Annotated in this window: 14 protein-coding genes; 8 read left to right on the forward strand and 6 right to left on the reverse strand. The window is 61.3% G+C overall.

Annotated elements, in window-relative coordinates:
- Position 1 precedes the first annotated feature (1 nt).
- Positions 2–3,238: an efflux RND transporter permease subunit gene (locus QEN71_RS37930; protein ID WP_201649861.1), complete on the forward strand. Its 3,237-nt coding sequence runs from the start codon at positions 2–4 to the stop codon at positions 3,236–3,238.
- 10 nt (positions 3,239–3,248) lie between these two features.
- Complete coding sequence (locus QEN71_RS37935; RefSeq protein ID WP_201649860.1) at positions 3,249–4,754, forward strand: efflux transporter outer membrane subunit; 1,506 nt, start codon at positions 3,249–3,251, stop codon at positions 4,752–4,754.
- Here the strand turns inward: QEN71_RS37935 and QEN71_RS37940 are convergent, their stop codons facing one another.
- Positions 4,755–5,666 (reverse strand): LysR family transcriptional regulator, encoded by a 912-nt coding sequence (locus QEN71_RS37940; protein WP_201649859.1) that lies wholly within the window; start codon positions 5,664–5,666, stop codon positions 4,755–4,757. It abuts the gene before it with no gap.
- Positions 5,667–6,001: 335 nt separating this feature from the next.
- Here QEN71_RS37940 and QEN71_RS37945 point away from each other — a divergent pair, with 335 nt between their 5' ends.
- Both QEN71_RS37945 and QEN71_RS37950 read left to right on the forward strand, forming a co-directional pair.
- Positions 6,002–6,640, forward strand: coding sequence for a glutathione S-transferase family protein (locus QEN71_RS37945; RefSeq protein WP_201649858.1), 639 nt, complete (start codon positions 6,002–6,004; stop codon positions 6,638–6,640).
- A gap of 56 nt (positions 6,641–6,696) precedes the next feature.
- Positions 6,697–7,704, forward strand: coding sequence for a transglutaminase family protein (locus QEN71_RS37950; RefSeq protein ID WP_201649857.1), 1,008 nt, complete (start codon positions 6,697–6,699; stop codon positions 7,702–7,704).
- Here the strand turns inward: QEN71_RS37950 and QEN71_RS37955 are convergent.
- Together QEN71_RS37955 and QEN71_RS37960 are read right to left on the reverse strand one after the other, a co-directional pair.
- A complete protein-coding gene (locus QEN71_RS37955; protein ID WP_201649856.1) occupies positions 7,701–10,073 on the reverse strand; it encodes a hypothetical protein in 2,373 nt (790 codons plus the stop codon). The two genes, QEN71_RS37950 and QEN71_RS37955, sit on opposite strands and share 4 nt — an antisense overlap.
- A gap of 420 nt (positions 10,074–10,493) precedes the next feature.
- Positions 10,494–11,312, reverse strand: coding sequence for an alpha/beta fold hydrolase (locus tag QEN71_RS37960; protein WP_201649855.1), 819 nt, complete (start codon positions 11,310–11,312; stop codon positions 10,494–10,496).
- Positions 11,313–11,660: 348 nt separating this feature from the next.
- On the opposite strand from QEN71_RS37960, the gene QEN71_RS37965 reads away from it, so the two are divergent.
- Positions 11,661–12,578: a LysR substrate-binding domain-containing protein gene (locus tag QEN71_RS37965; protein WP_201649854.1), complete on the forward strand. Its 918-nt coding sequence runs from the start codon at positions 11,661–11,663 to the stop codon at positions 12,576–12,578.
- 114 nt (positions 12,579–12,692) lie between these two features.
- Here QEN71_RS37965 and QEN71_RS44855 read toward each other — a convergent pair whose 3' ends face one another.
- Positions 12,693–13,247 carry a GFA family protein gene (locus QEN71_RS44855; protein WP_201649853.1) on the reverse strand — a complete coding sequence of 185 codons (555 nt, stop codon included), beginning with the start codon at positions 13,245–13,247 and terminating at the stop codon, positions 12,693–12,695.
- Between the two features lie 544 nt (positions 13,248–13,791).
- Between QEN71_RS44855 and QEN71_RS37970 the strand changes: the two genes are divergently transcribed.
- A complete protein-coding gene (locus QEN71_RS37970; RefSeq protein WP_201649852.1) occupies positions 13,792–15,003 on the forward strand; it encodes a mechanosensitive ion channel family protein in 1,212 nt (403 codons plus the stop codon).
- Between the two features lie 18 nt (positions 15,004–15,021).
- Here the strand turns inward: QEN71_RS37970 and QEN71_RS37975 are convergent, their stop codons facing one another.
- Positions 15,022–15,918 carry a LysR family transcriptional regulator gene (locus tag QEN71_RS37975; RefSeq protein ID WP_201649851.1) on the reverse strand — a complete coding sequence of 299 codons (897 nt, stop codon included), beginning with the start codon at positions 15,916–15,918 and terminating at the stop codon, positions 15,022–15,024.
- A 105-nt stretch (positions 15,919–16,023) separates the two neighbouring features.
- Between QEN71_RS37975 and QEN71_RS37980 the strand changes: the two genes are divergently transcribed.
- Positions 16,024–17,139, forward strand: a complete 1,116-nt coding sequence (locus QEN71_RS37980; protein WP_201649850.1) for an NADH:flavin oxidoreductase — start codon at positions 16,024–16,026, stop codon at positions 17,137–17,139.
- Positions 17,140–17,199: 60 nt separating this feature from the next.
- Here QEN71_RS37980 and QEN71_RS37985 read toward each other — a convergent pair whose 3' ends face one another.
- Complete coding sequence (locus QEN71_RS37985) at positions 17,200–18,183, reverse strand: AraC family transcriptional regulator (protein ID WP_201649849.1); 984 nt, start codon at positions 18,181–18,183, stop codon at positions 17,200–17,202.
- Between the two features lie 111 nt (positions 18,184–18,294).
- Between QEN71_RS37985 and QEN71_RS37990 the strand changes: the two genes are divergently transcribed.
- The gene (locus QEN71_RS37990; RefSeq protein WP_201649848.1) at positions 18,295–18,834 is read left to right on the forward strand and encodes a carboxymuconolactone decarboxylase family protein; all 540 of its coding nucleotides are present in this window, start codon (positions 18,295–18,297) and stop codon (positions 18,832–18,834) included.
- The last annotated feature ends 30 nt before the right edge of the window (positions 18,835–18,864 follow it).

An 18,864-nucleotide genomic window follows, 5' to 3' on the forward strand; every position in this document is an offset into this window, starting at 1 on the left:
CATGAACATCTCGAAGTTCTTTATTGACCGGCCGATCTTCGCGGCCGTGCTGTCGGTGGTCATTCTGCTCGCAGGTCTGATTGCGCTCACGAAGCTGCCGACGGCGGAATATCCCGAAGTCGTGCCGCCGTCCGTCGTGGTCCGCGCGCAGTATCCGGGCGCGAATCCGAAGGTGATCGCTGAGACGGTCGCTTCGCCCATCGAAGAGCAGATCAACGGCGTCGAAAACATGCTGTACATGCAGTCGCAAGCCAACAGCGACGGCAACATGACGACGACGGTGACGTTCAAGCTCGGCACCGATCCCGACAAGGCGCAGCAGCTCGTGCAGAACCGCGTTTCGCAGGCGCTGCCGCGTCTTCCCGAAGACGTGCAGCGGCTCGGCGTGAACACGGTGAAGTCGTCGCCCACGCTCACGATGGGCGTGAACCTCGTGTCGCCGAACGGCCGCTACGACCTCACGTATCTGCGCAACTACGCGCTCATCAACATCAAGGATCGCTTCGCGCAGGTGCCGGGCGTCGGCGAAGTGGTGCTGTGGGGTTCGGGCGACTATTCGATGCGCGTGTGGCTCGATCCGACCAAAGTGGCGCGGCAGAATCTCACCGCCACTGATGTCGTGAAAGCGATCCGCGAGCAGAACGTGCAGGTCGCGGCAGGCATCGTCGGCGGCGCGCCGATGACGACCAGCGTGCCGCTGCAACTGAGCGTGAACGCACAGGGACGTCTGAAGACCGAGGACGAGTTCCGCCGCATCATCGTGAAGACTTCGCCCGATGGCGCCATTACGCATCTCAGCGATGTCGCGCGCGTCGAAATGGGCGCGTCGGAATATGCGCTGCGCGCGAGCATGGACGGCAAGAAAGCCGTGCAGATCATCATCTTCCAGCAGCCCAACGCGAACTCGCTGCAAATCTCCGACGACATCCGCAAGCTCACGGCCGAACTGCAGAAAGACATGCCCGAAGGCGTGAAGGCGGAGATCGTCTACGACCCGACGCAGTTCGTGCGCGAGAGCATCGACGCCGTCGTGCATACCCTGTTCGAAGCGATCATTCTCGTGGTGCTGGTCGTGATCGTGTTCCTGCAGACGTGGCGCGCGTCGCTGATTCCGCTGCTGGCCGTGCCTGTTTCGATCGTCGGCACGTTCTCGCTGATGCTCGCGTTCGGCTTCACGATCAACGCGCTGTCGCTGTTCGGAATGGTGCTCGCGATCGGCATCGTCGTCGACGACGCGATCGTCGTCGTGGAGAACGTGGAGCGCAACATCGCCGCGGGACTGTCGCCGCTCGAAGCCTCGTATGAAGCGATGCGCGAAGTGAGCGGACCGATCATCGCAATCGCATTGACGCTCGTCGCCGTGTTCGTGCCGCTCGCGTTCATGTCGGGCCTGACGGGGCAGTTCTACAAGCAATTTGCGATGACCATCGCGATTTCGACGGTGATTTCCGCGTTCAATTCGCTCACGCTGTCTCCTGCTTTGTCCGCGCTGCTGCTGAAGGATCATCACGCGCCGAAGGACTGGCTCACGCGTGCAATGGACCGCGTGCTCGGCCCGTTCTTCAACGTCTTCAACAAGGTCTTCAATCGCGGCTCGGAAGGCTATGGCAAGGGCGTGGGCGGCATCATCAACCGCAAGGCCGCGATGATGGTGGTCTATGCGGTGCTGCTCGGCGGCACGGTGCTGTTCGGCAAGATCGTGCCGGGCGGCTTCGTGCCCGCGCAGGACAAGGATTATTTCGTCAGCATTCTTCAGCTGCCTGCGGGCGCGTCGCTCGATCGCACCGAGAAGGTCGTCAACGAAATGGGCGCAATGGCGCGCAAACAGCCCGGCGTCATTCATACGCCCGAGTTTCCAGGGCTGTCCGTCACAGGTCTGATGAACTCGTCGAGCAGCGGTCTCGTGTTCTCCGTCGCGAAGCCGTCGAAAGAACGTGGCAAGGGTGAAACGGGCGCCGATATCGTCACGGGTCTCAACCAGCAGTTCAGCGCGATCAAGGATGCCGCCATCGCGACGTTCCCGCCGCCGCCCGTGCAAGGGCTCGGCACGATCGGCGGCTTCAAGTTGCAGATCGAGGATCGCGGCGCGCTCGGCTACGAAGCGCTCAACAAGGCAACGCAGGCTTTTCTTGCGGCTGCTGCAAAAGCGCCCGAACTCGGGCCGTCGTTTTCGAGCTACCAGATCAACGTGCCGCAGCTGAACGTCGAACTGGATCGCGAGAAAGCGAAGCAACTGGGCGTCTCCGTCACGGATGCATTCGACACGATGCAGATCTATCTCGGCTCGCTCTACGTGAACGACTTCAACAAGTTCGGCCGCGTGTATCAGGTTCGCGCGCAAGCCGACGCGCCGTTCCGCGCGAATGCCGACAGCATCCTGCAACTGAAGACGCGCAACGACCGCGGCGAGATGGTGCCGTTGTCGTCGCTGGTGAAGGTCACGCCGACCTATGGCCCGGAGATGGTCGTGCGCTACAACGGCTTTCTCGCCGCCGACATCAACGGCGGCCCCGCGCCCGGTTATTCGTCGGGGCAGGCGATGGCGGCCGTCGAGCGCATCGCGAAGGAAACGCTTCCGCGCGGCATCAGGTTCGAATGGACCGACCTCACGTATCAGCAGATCCTGACGGGCAATACCGCGTTCTGGGTCTTCCCGATCAGCGTGCTGCTCGTGTTCCTCGTGCTCGCCGCGATGTACGAGAGCGTCACGCTGCCGCTCGCCATCCTGCTGATCGTGCCGATGAGCATTCTGTCCGCGCTCGCCGGCGTGTGGCTCACGCGTGGCGACAACAACATCTTCACGCAGATCGGACTGATGGTGCTGGTGGGCCTGTCGGCGAAGAACGCGATTCTGATCGTCGAATTCGCTCGCGAGCTGGAAATGCAGGGACGTTCGATCGTGCAGGCGGCCATCGAAGCATCACGTCTGCGGCTGCGCCCGATCCTGATGACGTCGATCGCTTTCATCATGGGCGTCGTACCGCTCGTGATCTCGACGGGCGCGGGTTCGGAAATGCGCCGCGCGATGGGTATCGCCGTGTTCTTCGGCATGCTCGGCGTGACGTTTTTCGGGCTGATGCTCACGCCTGTGTTCTACGTGATTCTGCGCAAGCTCTCCGGCGCGAAACCGCTGCGCGACAAGCATGGCCGTCATCCGCATATTCATGGCCCGGACGGATCACCCGTCACGCGCGAACCAGCCGAACAGAAAGTGCAAGAACCCGCATTGCAGGACTAAGGAGATCGTCATGAAAGCACGTATCTGGAAGCGCGGTTTCAGCGGATCGCTTCTGCTCGGCGCACTGCTCGTCCTCGCGGGTTGCTCGCTCGCGCCGACTTACGAAGTACCCGCGACGCCCTCCGTCGCGAGTTTCAAGGAAGCGCCCGCGACCGCCGATGCCGAGGGCACATGGAAGACCGCGCAGCCGTCCGAGGATGTGACGCGCGGCGAGTGGTGGAAGGTTTTCGACGATCCGAAGCTGAACGAACTCGAACAGCAGGCGCTCGATGCGAACCAGAACCTGAAAGCCGCCACCGCGCGCGTGAAAGAGGCGCGCGCGCTCAATCAGGCCGCGCGCGCCGGTCTCTTTCCAACGCTCGACGCGGGCTTTGGTCCGACGAAGCAGCGTGTGTCCGCTGCGTCGCTGTTCGAACCCGACGGCACCGATGTACCGCAGCAGACGTTATGGCGCGCGCAGGCCACTGCGTCGTATGAAGTGGATCTGTTCGGACGCGTGGCGTCCACGGTCGATGCAGCGAAAGCCGACACGCAGCGCAGCGAGGCGCTCTATCGCTCCGTGCTGCTCGCGCTGCAGGCCGATGTCGCGCAGAACTATTTCGCGCTGCGCGAACTGGATGCCGAAGCGGACGTCTTCATGCAGGCCGTCGCGCTGCGCGAGCAATCGCTTGCGCTCGTGCAACGCCGATTCGACGAAGGCGAGATCACCGAACTCGATGTGCAGCGCGCGAAAAGCGAACTCGCGTCGGCGCGCTCGGACGCGATGACCGTGCAGCGGCTGCGAGCTGCGTCGGAACATGGACTCGCCGTCCTGCTCGGTGAAACGCCTGCCGCCTTCGCGATCACGCCCAATCCGATTCAGGCGGTGAATCTGCGGATACCGCCCGGCTTGCCGTCGTCGCTACTCGAACGCCGGCCCGACATCGCCGCCGCCGAACGCGCGATGGCCGCGGCGAACGCGCGCGTCGGCGTCGCGAAGGCGGCGTTCTTTCCTTCGTTGACGCTCACGGGCACGGGCGGTTTCGAGTCCGCGACGCTCGGCGATCTCTTCAAGTGGAGCAGTCGCGCGTTTCTGCTCGGGCCGCTCGCGGGCACGGCGCTCACTGTGCCGCTCTTCGACGGCGGACGACGCCGCGGCAATCTCGCCAACGCGCGCGCCGTCTATGACGAGGACGTCGCCCAGTATCGCCAGCAGGTGCTGGTCGCGTTCCGCGAAGTGGAAGACGGACTCGCCGATCTGCGCATTCTCGAAACGCAAACGCAGACGCAGGACGAAGCGCTGAAGGCCTCGCAGCGCGCCGCCGATCTGTCGCGCAAGCAATACACCGAGGGTGCGGTGAACTACCTCGACGTGCTCGATGCGCAGCGCACCGTGCTGCAGGCAAGGCGCACCGCCGTGCAGCTTCAGGGCGTGCAGGCGGCGTCGACGGTCAGCCTGATTCGCGCGCTCGGCGGCGGCTGGGGCGATATGAAAGCTGCGGAACAGGTGGTGAGCGCAGCGGCCGGACAGAAGTAATTACGCTTCCGTGCGCTGCAAGGTCTCGGCCAGATGATTGACGACCGCTCGCGTTTTCGCGGCCATTTTCTGGCCGAGCGAGATGATCGCGTGCACGGGCGGCCCGTCGACGTCGGCGTCGGGCAGCACGTGCACGAGCCGTCCCGCGCGCACATGCGGCAGCGCCACGCGATCGAAAATCTGCGCGATGCCGAAGCCCGCCACGGCCGCTTCGACCAGCGCCTGGCCGTCCGCGAGCACCATCACCGGCTGCGGCGCAAACTCTTTGGTCGATGTTCCGTCGCGCAAGGTCCATGGACGCAGGCGCCCCATCGGACCGCGAAAAATCACGGCGTCGTGTTCGCCTAGCTGGTCGATATCGGCGGGCGTGCCTTTTCGTTCGAGATAATCCGGCGACGCATACAGTCCGTTGCGCAGATCGCAGAGCTTGCGCACGGTCAGCTCGCTGTCCTCGGGCAACGCGCCGATGCGCACGACCACATCCCAGCCCTCGCCGATCGGGTCCGACATACGGTCGGTCAACGCGAGTTCGAGCGTCACCTTGGGATGCTTCGCGCGCAGTTCCAGAAAGCTCGGCAGCAGCAATCTGCCGAAGCCAGCGGGCACATCGATCTTCACTCTGCCGACCGGTTCCGAGCGCCGCGCGGCCAATTGCTGCTCGGCTTCGCGCAGTCCATCGAGCGCATCGCGCGCGGCCTGCAAATAAGTCTCGCCGTCTTCCGTGAGCCGCACCGCGCGCGTCGTGCGCTGAAAAAGGCGCGTGCCAAGCCGCGCTTCCAGCCGCTGCACCGCCTTGCCGACGTTCGACTTGCTGTTGCCCATCTCCTCCGCGGCGCGCGTGAAGCTGCCCGTTTGCGCGACGGCCACGAAGACGGCAATCTCGTTGATCGGTGCATCCACGCGGTCGCTCATGGTTCGCCTCGTTTTGTTGGCAGGATTTCGTAAGAGGATGGTGAGACAGCAAACTGTAGCAGTTAGGCGGATATCGCTGCGGCAAGGTCCACGCCGTCAGCGACAAGAACGCGCGCCCGATTCTAGAGTCCGCAAGATGGCGGATAAAGCCTTCTGTCTTCGTCAGAGTGTCGCTGCAAACGCGACAATCGCCCCTGCGCCGCGTACGAAAGATTGTCTCCACGCGAGCGACGGTGCGCCGCCCGCGCCGCCGTTTATCGCCGTGCCGAATCTCGCGATACTTCATTGCAACGGGACAGCGCTCCCGGCAACCCATCACCGATACAAGGCACGCCATGAAACTCTATATCGCTCAAGCCACCTGCTCGCTCGCCGTGCAAGCCGTGTTCAACGAACTCGGACTCACGCCAGAACTCGTGCATTTCGATGTGTTCGGCAAGACCACGTCCGATCAGTCCGACTTCGCCGCAGTGAACGATCTGCTGTACGTTCCCGCGCTGCAACTGGACGGCGAAACGGAGCCGCTCACCGAGACGATCACGATCGCGTCGTATCTCGCCGATCAACATCCCGAGTCCGGACTGATTCCGAAGCACGGCACCATCGAGCGCGCGCGCATGGATCAGCTGCTGACCTTCGTCGCGACGGAGATCGCGCAAAAACATATCCCGCTGATGCGCAAGCTGATGACGCCGGAGGGCATCGCGTTTCACAGCAACAAGCTGCTCAACGCGTACGGCAAGCTCGACGCGCGTCTCGCCGATGGCCGCGCGTATCTCACGGGCGAACAGTTCACCGTCGCCGATGCCTACGTGTGGGCGACGATGTGGCACGAACGCTCGGGCGTGAATCTCGATCACCTGACGCATCTGAAGGCGTATATCGAGCGTATCGAGACGCGCGCTTCCGTGCGCAAGGCGTTGCAGGACGAAGCCGAGATCGTCGCCGCGCACAAGGAAGCGATCGCCGCCTGAGGTCGTGCAGTCGTGGCATCATTGCCGTGTCAGCGTGCACTGGCCGGAGGTCGAACATGTCCGTCTTTCTCGAAGTCGAGCACATCACCACCTACCGGTACGTCAAGCCTGTGGAGTTTTCTCCGCACCGCGTGATGTTCCGGCCGCGCGCCGCGCACGACATTCGCGTGCTGTCGGCCACGCTGACAGCGTCGCCGCACAGCACGCAATACTGGATGCAGGACGTGTTTTCCAATTCGGTGGCGGTCGTCGAGCCCCGCGTGCCCGCCGACACGCTCGATCTGCGCGCACGCTTCGTGATCGAGCATTTCGGCGTGAAGAATCTGGAGTTGCCGGTGGCGGCCGAAGCCGAGAGCTACCCGTTCCAGTACAGCGACGAAGATCGGCTCGACCTGGCACCGTTCCTGCCGCCGCAATATCCGGACGATCAACCGCTGCTGCGCGACTGGGTGGCGCAGTTTCTTCCGCAACGCGGCACTACCCACACGCGCGACATCCTGGGCAATATCAACGACGCGATCCGCAGCGATTTCGAGTACCAGTCGCGCGATGCGATGGGCACCCAGCGTCCATCCGAAACACTGGAACGGCGCAGCGGCACCTGCCGCGATTTCGCGCTGCTGATGATGGAAGTGGTACGCGAACTGGGACTGGCCGCGCGGTTCGTTTCAGGGTATTTGTACGACCAGACGCTCGACACTGCCCTGCCGCCCGCGATACGCAACACGGGGCTACAACAGGGCGCGCGACAGATCGAAAGCCGCGACGAGCCGCTCGTCGTCGGTGCGGGCGCGACTCACGCATGGTTGCACGTCTTCCTGCCGGGCGCCGGCTGGGTGCCCTACGATCCGACCAATTCGCTCGTCGGCGGCACCGATCTGATTCGCGTGGCCTACACGCGCAAGCCCGAACACGCGGCGCCCGTGTCCGGTTCGTGGTTCGGTGCGGCGCAGGACTTCATCGGCATGGACGTTAGCGTGAGCGTGCGGCGTATCGAGCCGCCTGCCGAGCCGGCATTTGCCAGCGAACGACTTTCGCAGAGCCCGCTGGCGGCCGGCTCTTAACGCCATCCGCCGATTTCGGCCATGAAGGATTTTGCATCGACGTGAGTGCGCAGCAGTTCTTCCATCGGCAGAGAAGTCGGCACGTAATGGCCGTCGATGAAGCGCGACATCTGCACGATCGCCTCCATCGAACGCGAGCCATGCACGTAGTTGCTCGCATGCAGGAATGCCCGTATCAGGTCTTCGTGAATGTTGGCGAACTGCAAACCGGCCCGCGTTTTACGGAAGATTTCCTTTGCGTTGCGTTCCAGCGAGGAACGAAGCAGGATCGCGCGACGCAGCAGCAGCATGCGGTCGATGGGTGCGATCGTTCCGTCGGCGCTCTTGACGGGATTGACGCCGGCAACGTCGAGATGACCTCGCAACCGGCTCACGAAATCCGGCAGCTTGACGCGCTTCGCTTCCTCGTTTTCTTCCTGATTCTGCAGTTGTGCCCCTGGCGACGCATTGAATTCATCGAAAGACGAACTCGTTCCGCCCGCAAACAGAAAGATAGCGCGCCCCACACGATAATCGGCTTCCTTGCCCCGGAAGATGCCATCCTGCATGGGCGCCAGAAAGTACTTGAGCCAGCCCAGCGGCCTGCCGTCGAAATCCGCATCGAACTCGTCGAATACGACCAGCGGCACTTCCTGCGAGAACAGCGCCATATCCTGAACCTTGTGAAACGCCCCCGTCAGATGATCGATCGAAGCGAACTGCGCAAGGTTGAATACGAGCGGCTCGGAGCGACGGTCCGGACTGATGCGCGCGATGATCTGCTTCACCGCAAATGACTTGCCGGAACCAGGCGCGCCGAAAACGGCGATTGAAAGCGGCATGGACCAGTTGTCGGTCCACAGATACTTGTCGAGAAGTTTGGCGAGACTGCTGAAACGCTCGATCTCGTCGGGATCGACCAGTTTCATCGAACCATACTTCGAGTACGGAACCGTGATCAGTGCGGGAGGCTTGAAGTTGTGCCGGCTGAAACTCTGCGGCTCCTTGAACGCTTCCTCAAGGCCGTATTGCACGATCTCGATCAGCTTGCCGTCGAAGTCTTCGTCGATCCTGTCGAGACGGCTCCACGTCGATCCCGCGCTGCCCCAGCTGAAGGAGACGCACGTGAGCATGTATTCTTCTTTCGCGTCTTCGTACGACTTCATCAGGCTCGCGCGGCGCGCGGGTCCGAGCATGTCGATGTAGTCGTCGAATGGAGAAGCATCGTCGCCGCGGCTTTCCATGAAGCCTGCATCGTAGTGGTAGTTGTACGCGGCGACGCCCATCCTCAGTGCGCCTTCGATGTCCAAAGGCGCCTTGCCGTCCAGCGTCCAGCAGAGTTCTCTGACGACGCTCGTCACCATCGATGTGAACTTCCCCGGCACCCGGCCGTATGCCGCAGGATGCATTTGCGCATGCCGGTCGCAGTTCGGGCCGAATGTCACGCAACCCTTCTTTTCGGCGAGATTGATATAGAGCGCTCCCGGCTCCCTGAAAACCACGACCAGATGCCGGAACCTGCCCTGCATGTCAGGAAGATTGAAGTCGCCCGACTGAATCATTCCGACGATGTCATTCACGCACGACTCGACTGCCCCGCGTTCCGAAATGCGCAGGCCGCATTTGCGCAGTGCGTCGGATGAGACGATCACCACCGATCTGTCCGGATCGACGCCTTTAAAACAGAGGTCTACCGAGTCGCGAAACCATTTGAGCGCGAGATCTCCGCGCTCGCCGGAATCGGACTTCTCTCTGTCGATTTCATGATCGTTGATCGCGAGCACGACGCCGCCTTCGCACGCGCCTGCAATCCTCGCGAAGCGCTCGCGACTCGCTTCATCGTCGCTGACGCGTTTGACGAGCGCACGGAAATACGGATCGTGATCGTAGAGAACCATGATCCTTTGCTTCGCATCGGCGTTATTTGCCTCGTCGGAATGTGTTTTATCGAAGAACCACGTTACGGGATCGTCGCTCTTGCGAGGCGGTGCTTTGCCTCGTCTGTTCGAGACGACTGTTTTGCTTGATACCTGTTCGTGTCTCACTCGCAAACGCTGATCGTTCTTGAGCTTGCTGGTCGAGCCGCGGGCGAAGTAGTCGAGGATGCTGTGCAATTCGCCATGCGGCGCGTTGCGGAAGTCTTCATAGTCGAGAACGAAGCGCGGCTTCAGATCGTAGTCGCGTGGGGAATCGTCCGGCTCTTTTAGCGCTTCTTCGATCATCGCTTCGATCAGGGGATCGTTTGCTTCTCTGACGTGCGCTACATACTCGCCGCGTTGCTTGCCTGGAACGAGCACCACGTGGCGCACAAGACTGCCCAACAGGAGAATGGGAATCTGGATCACGGCCCTCGCCGGCGAGCCCGGCGCAGATTCGGTCTGTGACGTCATCGGTATCTCCTGCTGGGGTGGTTTCGATGAGCACTTGTCTTCGGCAGACGCGCGACAGACGGAATACTAGGCGATGCACGGTTGAACTCAAGTTTCAGCGGGTGACAGGGGTTTGTCGGGAGAGTTTCTTGGGGAGGTTGAATGCTGGTCGGTTGTTGTTGGTGCGGTTGCTATGGGTATAAGGTTGACCGTTTCAGCGCGCGCAATGGTGGTGAGGTTGGTTGCGGGATTGTTAAACATCGGCGTTGCAGGTGCTGCTGCAATGGAAGGCGTAACGACGCTGTAAGACGCACGCGGCGTAGCGTCGTTTGAGGCGCTGCGGTCGGGTGGAATTGCCCCGGAGCGGACGCCTGGGTCGAGTGGCGCACTCATGGAGCCCGCCACTCGAGTTGCCTGGTTCTGGTTCGGTCTGTCGTCCCGTCAGGATTTGATGAACTCGAGAAGGTCGGGGTTCAGGACATCCGCGTGGGTGGTCAGCATGCCGTGCGGGAAGCCAGCGTATGCCTTCAGCACACCGTTTGCGAGCAGGTCGACCGCACGAGGCACCGAACTGGCGAACGGGACGATCTGGTCATCTTCGCCATGCATGACCAGTACCGGCACAGTGATCTTCTTCAGATCTTCGGTATAGTCCTCCAGCCAGGAAAATACGGTCTCGTAGTGGGCCTGGGCGCTGCCGGCCATTCCCTGGCGCCACCAGTTCGCGATCACCGCCTCAGACGGCTTGGCGCCCGCACGGTTGAATCCATAGAACGGACCCTCCGGCACTGCCCGGTAAAACTCCGACCGGTTGCCAAGCACGCCTGACTTAACCGCGTCGAACCACTCCCGCGGCTGACCTGCAGGGTTCGCTTCGGTTTTCACCATGTTCGGCGTCAACGAGGCCACCAGCACTGCCTTGGCGACCCGCTCCTGGTGGCGGGCGACGTAACGCGCCACCTCGCCGCCGCCGGTGGAGTGCCCGATGTGGATAGCGTCGCGAATGTCGAGATGTTCAGTCAGTGCAGCGAGGTCGGCGACCCAGTGGTCCATGTCGTTGCCGGCGCCGGCTTGCTCGGACCGACCGTGCCCGCGCCGGTCATGGGCGATCACCCGGTAGCCGTGGTGAAGGAAAAACATCATCTGGGCGTCCCAGTCGTCGGCCGACAGGGGCCAGCCATGGCTGAAGACGATCGGCTGACCGGCCCCCCAGTCCTTGTAGAAGATCTTTACGCCGTCCGGAGTGGTGATCGTAGGCATCGCTGGTACCTCCTATAAGAAATTGATTGAAGTGTTGGTTCTCCGCGAGACATCGAGAATGCTGCCAGCGGCTTCTTTCGAAGTCTTATTTTGTGTGCATCTGAAAACGGGCGAGCAGCGCGCACTCCGACAACGCTGCGATGGATCTTGCTCCTGGCGCCTGAACGCATCGAGTACAAGAATCGGCCTGTGATCTGGCACTCGGAATGCGCTGACCACGTCAGTGAGAACTCCACCTGGGCGCATGGCTCGTCGATACGGCAGCCGTTGCAATATAGGTATCCCTTGCCTCGATGACAAAGACTTTCTATGCTTTGACCTATGCCTCAAAGGCATACAGGAGAGCCAATGGAACTTCGACATCTGCGATATTTCATCGCGGTTGCGGAGGAAGGAAGTCTGTTGACAGCTGCCCAACGGCGGCTACACACGTCGCAGCCGTCACTGAGCCGGCAGATCCGCGATCTTGAATTCGAAGTGGGTGTGAAATTACTGGAGCGCCAGGCACGCGGCGTGGCGCTTACCACTGCTGGAAAAATTTTCCTTGATCACGCGCGACTGGCGCTGCTTCAAGTCGAAGCTGCTATCGACGGGGCACGGCGTGCGGAACAGCCTGGAAAACCCATCTTGGCAATGGGCTTTCTTGCGGGGCAGGAAGTCGTATGGTTACCGCACGCGCTGCGCATCCTCCGCGAGGAGGCACCGGATGCGGAGATCACACTGTGCAGCCAGTCTTCTCCTGAACTCGCTCTTGGGCTAATGCGAGGAAAGCTGGACGTCGCTTTCCTTCGCCCCGAGAGACAGACCGTTGGCCTGTCATTCAAAGTCCTGGCAAAGGAGCCACTGATCGCCGTACTGCCGGCAGACCATCGGCTGACGTCACGCAAGAAAATGCGGCCGCAGGATCTCGCCAGCCAAATTTACGTCAGTTCGTCCAGGACTTCTCCCGTACTGGAATCCGTGATTCAGCACTACGCATCGAGTGTCGGTATAACGCTCAAGGCGGGGTACGAGGGCGAGAACCTCCCCTCCGCGATGTCGCTCGTTACGTCAACGGGTGGCGTTACGCTTATCCCGCTGTATGCGCAAAATATGCTGACACCAAACGTCGTTGCAAGGGCCCTTGACGGCGTACCTCCGACGATTGATCTCGTCTTGGGATACAGCGATGCAAATGCAAACCCGTTACTTCTTCGGCTGTTATCTCGTGCGGACGAGTTGGTCGCAAATGTTCAGGATCAAAGCATCATTCGCTATGCCGTCTAGGTCATGGACGCCGGCTCGGTCACTTCGAGATCGAATGGCCGTTTCACCGGACAAGCCGTCGTCTGAATGTCAGAGTCCTACGAAACACGAATGACACTTCCGGGCCGGACTGAGTCAACCAGATCGTGTTGAAACAGATGACCGGCTCGTTGATCTTGGGACGAGCGATCTGACCACCAACGGTCCGCCGTAAATTCTGCCTGCCTTAACGCCCGTCGATCTTCCGTTCGCGCATAAGCGAACCAATTCTTCCTGCTGCCCGACACTTCCTTCAAAACCAGGAATGCCATCTGGAATCAGAAACCATGGTTGTTTGCTACGGGTGAATATGTGTGCGATGGGAGAAAATTCGCTTTGGTTTTGCAATGTGCCGGGTCTCAGTATCGCCAGATCGGACTGGTCAATTGGCTCGGCCCAAAGCCGCGTGTCACAGCGCGCGCACGCCTTGCTGCGCCGCTGCCGCCCACGACCAAACTCAAACGTCAGCATGATCGGCTCACCTCCTACGACATGCAAATCGGCTCGACGAACCCACATCACAGGCAACGCAGCCCCGCCTGTTCTTCGCTGACAGGTCGTGCAATGACAAACATAAAAAGTGAATGGTTCGTGCCGGAGCTCAAACTTGATCTGACCACAGAGGCAGCTACCGGTGTAGGGTGCGGGCATACAAGTCTCCTAAATGCCGAGATTGAAAAACAGCAAATTTGTTAGCCCGGTACGCCAGCGGTAGTTTGCGGCGTCGCAGCGAGGCGGTGCAGCCAGCCAGGAACAGACGTCGACGCGCCAGCTTAGGATTGCTGCGAGCCGTGCTTTCGCGAATTGGTTCCGATTGCTTGCACGCAGCGAGAGGTTCAGGAACCTCGAGTGCGGAGAGAGTGAACTCGGAGAAGACCGGTTAGCCCGTGATTTTACTCGCGTGTCGCGCCGATCAGATTCGGCGCGACCGGATGCACTTCAACCGTATGACACTCATGTTCTACAGCAGTAGCGCACACGTTAGCGCTCCGCCGACGAAGACTAAAAAAGCAAAAAACGGGGCCCCCGCAACGAAGTCCGTTCGCGACGCCGCTACAATGACCGTCGTGATATTGGTTCGCTGCACGGTCTGACCTCGCGCGCAAAGTGACACCGCGGCGCGCGCCAACCAGACGACCAAACGGCAAGACAGGAACTGTCTGGCGAAATCGATTCGCCGGCACCGGGAGAGTCTATGTTCGACAAGACGCTGCGTATCGAGGGCGGGCCGGACTGGCATCACTTCAACGTCCATACCGACAGCATGCTCGTCGCGGTCCTGCTCGTCGCCGCCCTGCTGCTGGCGATTCTGCTGGCGAGCACGATCTGCTACTACGTGACGCGCTCGCTGATGCTGGTGGTCGTCGGGCGTCTTGCACGCCAGGAGCAGCGCAAGTGGCTGCGCGCTGCCGAGCGCCACAAGGTGTTCCACCGGCTCGCACCGCTTGTGCCCGCCGCGATCATCTACGCGGCCGCGCCCCTGCTCTCGGGACTCACTTTCCCCATGATCGCGGCGCTCGGACGGCCACTCGGCATTCTCGCAGCCTGCTACATGGTGTACACGCTGCTGCGCGCCGGTCTGGCGTTCCTCGCGAGCGTAGGTGAGCGCTACAGTCACTCTCCGTCCGCAAGCCAGCGACCGATCAAGAGCTTCCTGCAAATCGCCGCCATCGTGCTCTACGTGATCGCGCTGATTGCCTTGATCTCGGTGCTGCTGGAGCGCTCTCCGGCGTACTTTCTCACCGGTGTCAGCGCCATTACTGCACTGCTCATCATCGTCTTCCGCGACTCGTTGATCGGATTCGTTGCCAGCATTCAGCTTGCCGTCTATGACATGCTGCAGGTGGGCGACTGGATCGAGGTGCCCGGCTTCGTCGCCGACGGCACTGTGATTGACATCGCGTTGAACACGATCAAGGTACAGAACTTCGATAAATCGATCGTCATGCTGCCGACCTACGTCCTGCTGACCAACAGCGTGAAGAACTGGCGTGGCATGACCGAGTCGGGCAGCCGGCGCGTCAGACATGCGATTCATTTCGATGTCGGGAGCATCCGCTTTCCCGACGAGGCGCTGCTCGCCCAGTTGCATGGCGATGTCGACCTGGCGCTTGCGCGCCCCACACCCGGCGATACACAGCGCCGCACGAACCTCGGCCTGTACCGCCTCTATCTGATCGCCTATTTCCGCGATCACCCGGCGGTGCGCCACGACATGCCGCTCGTGATCCGGCAACTGCAGTCCAGCCAGCCTGTCGTCGCGCTGGAGATCTACGTCTACGTTGAAGAGACCAACTGGGAACAGTATGAAAACCTGCAATCGGACATGCTGGACCACGCGTATGGAGTCGCGCCGCAGTTCGGCTTGCGTTGCTGGCAGCCGCAATGGCCGTCGTCTCCGGTGTAATGCCGGCGGGCAAAGAGTCTATGACACGCACTCTCCTGCCAGATCCGAAATTTCCTTCTGAAGCGCACTGAGGAACACGTTCACCCGATTCGGCACATATCGCCGGCTCGGGATGACCGCCCACACCGACAGGTCTTCCATCTCCGCATCCTCCAGCTGAACCTGCACGAGCGAGTGATCGGCCAGTTGCCGGAAGACGTCCCAGTACGTCAACATGGCTAGCCCCAATCCCTGCACAGCTGACGTGCGTGCCGCTTCCACACTGGTCGTCGTGACATACGCTTCAATGCGCTTGCGTATCAGCTTGCCGTCGACAACGAGCGGCCATCCTCCCACCGAGTCAAGTCTGATACAGCGATGCTGGTCCAGTTCCGCCGACGTCGCAGGTCGTCCGTGCCTCTTCAGGTACTCGGGCGAAGCACAAACAAGGCGTGGATTCGAAACGATCTTTCTGGCCACCAGTTCCGAATCTTCCAGCGGTGCAATGCGTAACGCGAGATCCAGCCCCTGCCCCACGATATCGACCTGGCGATCCGACAGATCGAGGTCGATACGAAGGTCCGGGTTAGCTTCGAGCAAACCCGGCAGCATCGGCAACACGACCGATTGTCCAAAGCCACTCGGTGCGGTCAGACGCAACACGCCCGATGCCATGCCCGACGACGGACTCAGTTCGGCTCGCGCGCCCGCTTCTGCGTCCACCATCGCCCTCGCATACGGCACAAACGCCTCGCCTTCTGCGGTCAACGTCAGCGAGCGGGTGGTCCGATGAAAGAGGCGCACGCCGAGGTCCTCTTCGAGCGCCGCGATGCGCCGTGACACCTGCATGGGCACCACGTTCAGCTGCCGCGCCGCCGCTGACAGGCTTCCCGCTGATGCAACCGCCAGGAATGTCTGAACGTCTGGGAGGAACATCGTTTATATCCAAAAGTGTTAGGGCGGCTTCACGCTCCGACCGCTGTTTCCTGCCGCTCGCGACGCCTACCATGCAGTCACCTTCTTCACGAGACGAGCAGCGAAATGAACGACGCAACCTCCCCGATCCTTTCTCCGTATAACCGCAACGGCATCGCAGTACGCAACCGCATCGCCGTCGCGCCCATGACGCGTATTACAGCCACGGAATACGGTCATCCGACCCAAACCATGTTCGAGTACTACAAGCGCTTCGCGAAGGGTGGCTTCGGGCTGGTAACGACGGAAGGCATTTACACCGACAAGGCGTTCTCGCAAGGATACCGGTTTCAGCCAGGCCTGGCCGACGACGTGCAGGCTGAGGCATGGTCGACGTTCAATCGCGAGATGCACGAGCATGGCACCCCTGTGTTCGCGCAACTCATGCATGCCGGCGCGTTGAGTCAAGGCAACGTGTATCGAAGCCATACCGTGGGACCGTCGGCCGTCCGCCCCAAGGGCGAACAGATGAAGTTCTACTTCGGCGAGGGACGCTATGCTGAGCCGAAGCAGATGACGGACGCCGAAATCGATGAAGCTATTCAAGGCTTCGTCGATGCGGCACGACGTGCCGTGAATATCGCCGGATTCAAAGGCGTGGAAATTCACGGCGCTAACGGGTATCTCCTCGACCAGTTCCTGACGGCGGAGACCAATCGTCGGACTGACCGTTGGGGCGGCGACACGAAGGCTCGCGTGCAACTGCTCGCGGATGTCGTGAAAGCAGTCCGGCACAACATAGGAGATGCCGTGCCCGTGGGCATCCGGATCTCACAAGGCAAGGTCAACGATTTCGGTTCGAAGTGGTCGGGTGGCGAGTCAGATGCCGAAGTGATCTTTGGCACACTTGCCGATGCAGGCATCGACTTCCTTCACGTCACGGAGTTCGAGGCGTGGCAGCCAGCCTTTGAAGGCACGCACGATAGCCTCGTGACGCTGGCACGCCGTTATGCACCCGCCGTCACTGTCATCGCAAACGGCGGTTTGCACACGGCTGAGCGCATCGACAACGCGCTGGCCTCCGGCGCGGACCTGGTGACAGTCGGACGCGGCGCGCTCGCGAATCCCGACCTGCCGAAACTGCTCGCAAACAGGCGCGAACCCCGTACATTCGACAGTTCGATCCTTCAACCGATCGCCAGCATCAAGCCCGAAGAACTCGCGATGCAGATAGCCGCCTGAACGTAACGTCTAGTTGCGCGGCAGCTCGCAGCGCAATCGTCCTGCGGAACTCTCCAGCCTTCAGGTTGCGAGTTCCGCATGCTGTTTCTCCTGTTGCGAACGACGCCAGTCCGCTGGCGTCATGCCCAGACGTTGACTGAAGGCGCGCCGGAATGCGGCGACCGATTGATAACCGACTGTCTCTGCCACGACCTCGGTCGAAATGCCGGGTCGTTTCAGTTCGTTGGCCGCCAGCGCCATCCGGATATCGGTGAGAAGGTCGTTCGGCGAACGGCCCAGCTTGTCCTGAAAGTGACGAATCAACGTCGCTCGCGACATGCTGCAGAGGTTCGCCAACTCGGGCAGCGTCCATGCTCGCGCGGGGTCGCTGAAGATCGCCGTGAGCGCGGGAGAGAGGCGCGGGTTGCCTGCGAGCGCGAGCAGCCCGACGGGTGCTTCGTCGGACTCGCTGGCCACGCGCATCGTCAGCGCGAACAGCGCCGCCGATAGCGCGTTCATCATTGCGTATCCGCCCAGATTGTCTGTTCCGGCCTCTGTTCGCATGAGGGCCACGAGACCGTTCAGCTGCTCGTAGGCCGCACCATCCGTGCTGTGCTTCCCGTGGCTCCTTGTCGGCGATGTATGCGTGACAAGCCGTGCGGGCAGATATGCACGGATGAACCGGTCGTGTGGCGGCGCCAGAATGATTCGCCCGCAGAGCATGTCGAGACGCGAGCCGGTGCCTTTGTTTTCGCTGATGATCAGGTTCAGGGCGGCGCGCTCGTGTGCCCGCTTCGGCCGCGCGCCGCTACCGTCGTGGAGCTTGTGAGCAGAGCCATGCGCCAGCATCACGATGTCGCCTGCACAAAGATGCTGCGGCTTGCCAGAACCCGGCGTCTCCAGAATGGCCGACCCGCTGAGGATGATGTGATACGGCATCTCGCCCGGGTCCGAATCGCCATAGATCACTTCCCATGGCGCTCCATACGAGCAGCGCAATTCGAGTTGACCGCGCACGGTCATCATGCCGAGCAAACGGCTCAGCCAGTCTTGCGAAAGTGACATCACCACCTCATGTGATACTTTCGAGCATGATATTGCGAATCAAAGGACTCAACAAGCTCATTCTCCGAACCTAAAGTGGAGGCTCCTAACCACCACTGAATGAGGTCGAACATGAGTCGCATCGCCATCCCCGCAGTCGAGAACGCAACGGGCGCCACCGCCGAAGTCTATGGACGGGTTCGCAAAATCGCCGGCGGCAGCGTACCGAATCTGTTCGCGGCGCTCGGCCATCTCGCGCCCGCGACATTGAATGCCGCACTGGACGCCGAAGGCGCGCTGGCGTCGAGCAGTCTGAGCAAACAGGATCTGGAAACCATCAAGTTGCTCGTGAGCGAGCAAACGGGTTGCGACTACTGCGTCGCCGCACACGTGATGCTGGGCAAGATGACCGGCCTGTCGCCCGAAGCGCTCAAACACATTCGCGCCGGTCAGGCGACTGGCGATGCCCGACGCGATGCCCTCATCCGTTTCGTGCTGACCCTGCAGACGACGCGCGGCACGATCGGCGAAAGCGATCTCGCAGCCATTCGCGCCGCAGGCTACAGCGACACGCAACTCGCGGAAATCTCGCTGGCGATCGCCATGACGATTTTCACGAACACCTTCAACCGTATCAACGATACCGACGTCGATTTCCCGCCGGTCAAGTAACGCTCGCGTTGGTCCGAATACCTGTCGCGA

It is taken from the genome of Paraburkholderia sabiae (assembly GCF_030412785.1).
In the GTDB taxonomy this organism is placed as follows: Bacteria; Pseudomonadota; Gammaproteobacteria; order Burkholderiales; family Burkholderiaceae; genus Paraburkholderia; species Paraburkholderia sabiae.

Excerpts from the sequence above, each read along its gene's own strand:
- QEN71_RS37935 (WP_201649860.1), top strand. The coding sequence starts at position 3,249 with ATGAAAGCACGTATCTGGAAGCGCGGTTTCAGCGGATCGCTTCTGCTC.
- QEN71_RS37960 (WP_201649855.1), bottom strand. The coding sequence starts at position 11,312 with ATGCCTACGATCACCACTCCGGACGGCGTAAAGATCTTCTACAAGGAC.
- QEN71_RS37945 (WP_201649858.1), top strand. The coding sequence starts at position 6,002 with ATGAAACTCTATATCGCTCAAGCCACCTGCTCGCTCGCCGTGCAAGCC.
- QEN71_RS37940 (WP_201649859.1), bottom strand. The coding sequence starts at position 5,666 with ATGAGCGACCGCGTGGATGCACCGATCAACGAGATTGCCGTCTTCGTG.
- QEN71_RS37975 (WP_201649851.1), bottom strand. The coding sequence starts at position 15,918 with ATGTTCCTCCCAGACGTTCAGACATTCCTGGCGGTTGCATCAGCGGGA.
- QEN71_RS37955 (WP_201649856.1), bottom strand. The coding sequence starts at position 10,073 with ATGACGTCACAGACCGAATCTGCGCCGGGCTCGCCGGCGAGGGCCGTG.
- QEN71_RS37980 (WP_201649850.1), top strand. The coding sequence starts at position 16,024 with ATGAACGACGCAACCTCCCCGATCCTTTCTCCGTATAACCGCAACGGC.
- QEN71_RS37970 (WP_201649852.1), top strand. The coding sequence starts at position 13,792 with ATGTTCGACAAGACGCTGCGTATCGAGGGCGGGCCGGACTGGCATCAC.
- QEN71_RS37985 (WP_201649849.1), bottom strand. The coding sequence starts at position 18,183 with ATGTCACTTTCGCAAGACTGGCTGAGCCGTTTGCTCGGCATGATGACC.
- QEN71_RS37965 (WP_201649854.1), top strand. The coding sequence starts at position 11,661 with ATGGAACTTCGACATCTGCGATATTTCATCGCGGTTGCGGAGGAAGGA.
- QEN71_RS44855 (WP_201649853.1), bottom strand. The coding sequence starts at position 13,247 with ATGCCCGCACCCTACACCGGTAGCTGCCTCTGTGGTCAGATCAAGTTT.
- QEN71_RS37950 (WP_201649857.1), top strand. The coding sequence starts at position 6,697 with ATGTCCGTCTTTCTCGAAGTCGAGCACATCACCACCTACCGGTACGTC.
- QEN71_RS37990 (WP_201649848.1), top strand. The coding sequence starts at position 18,295 with ATGAGTCGCATCGCCATCCCCGCAGTCGAGAACGCAACGGGCGCCACC.
- QEN71_RS37930 (WP_201649861.1), top strand. The coding sequence starts at position 2 with ATGAACATCTCGAAGTTCTTTATTGACCGGCCGATCTTCGCGGCCGTG.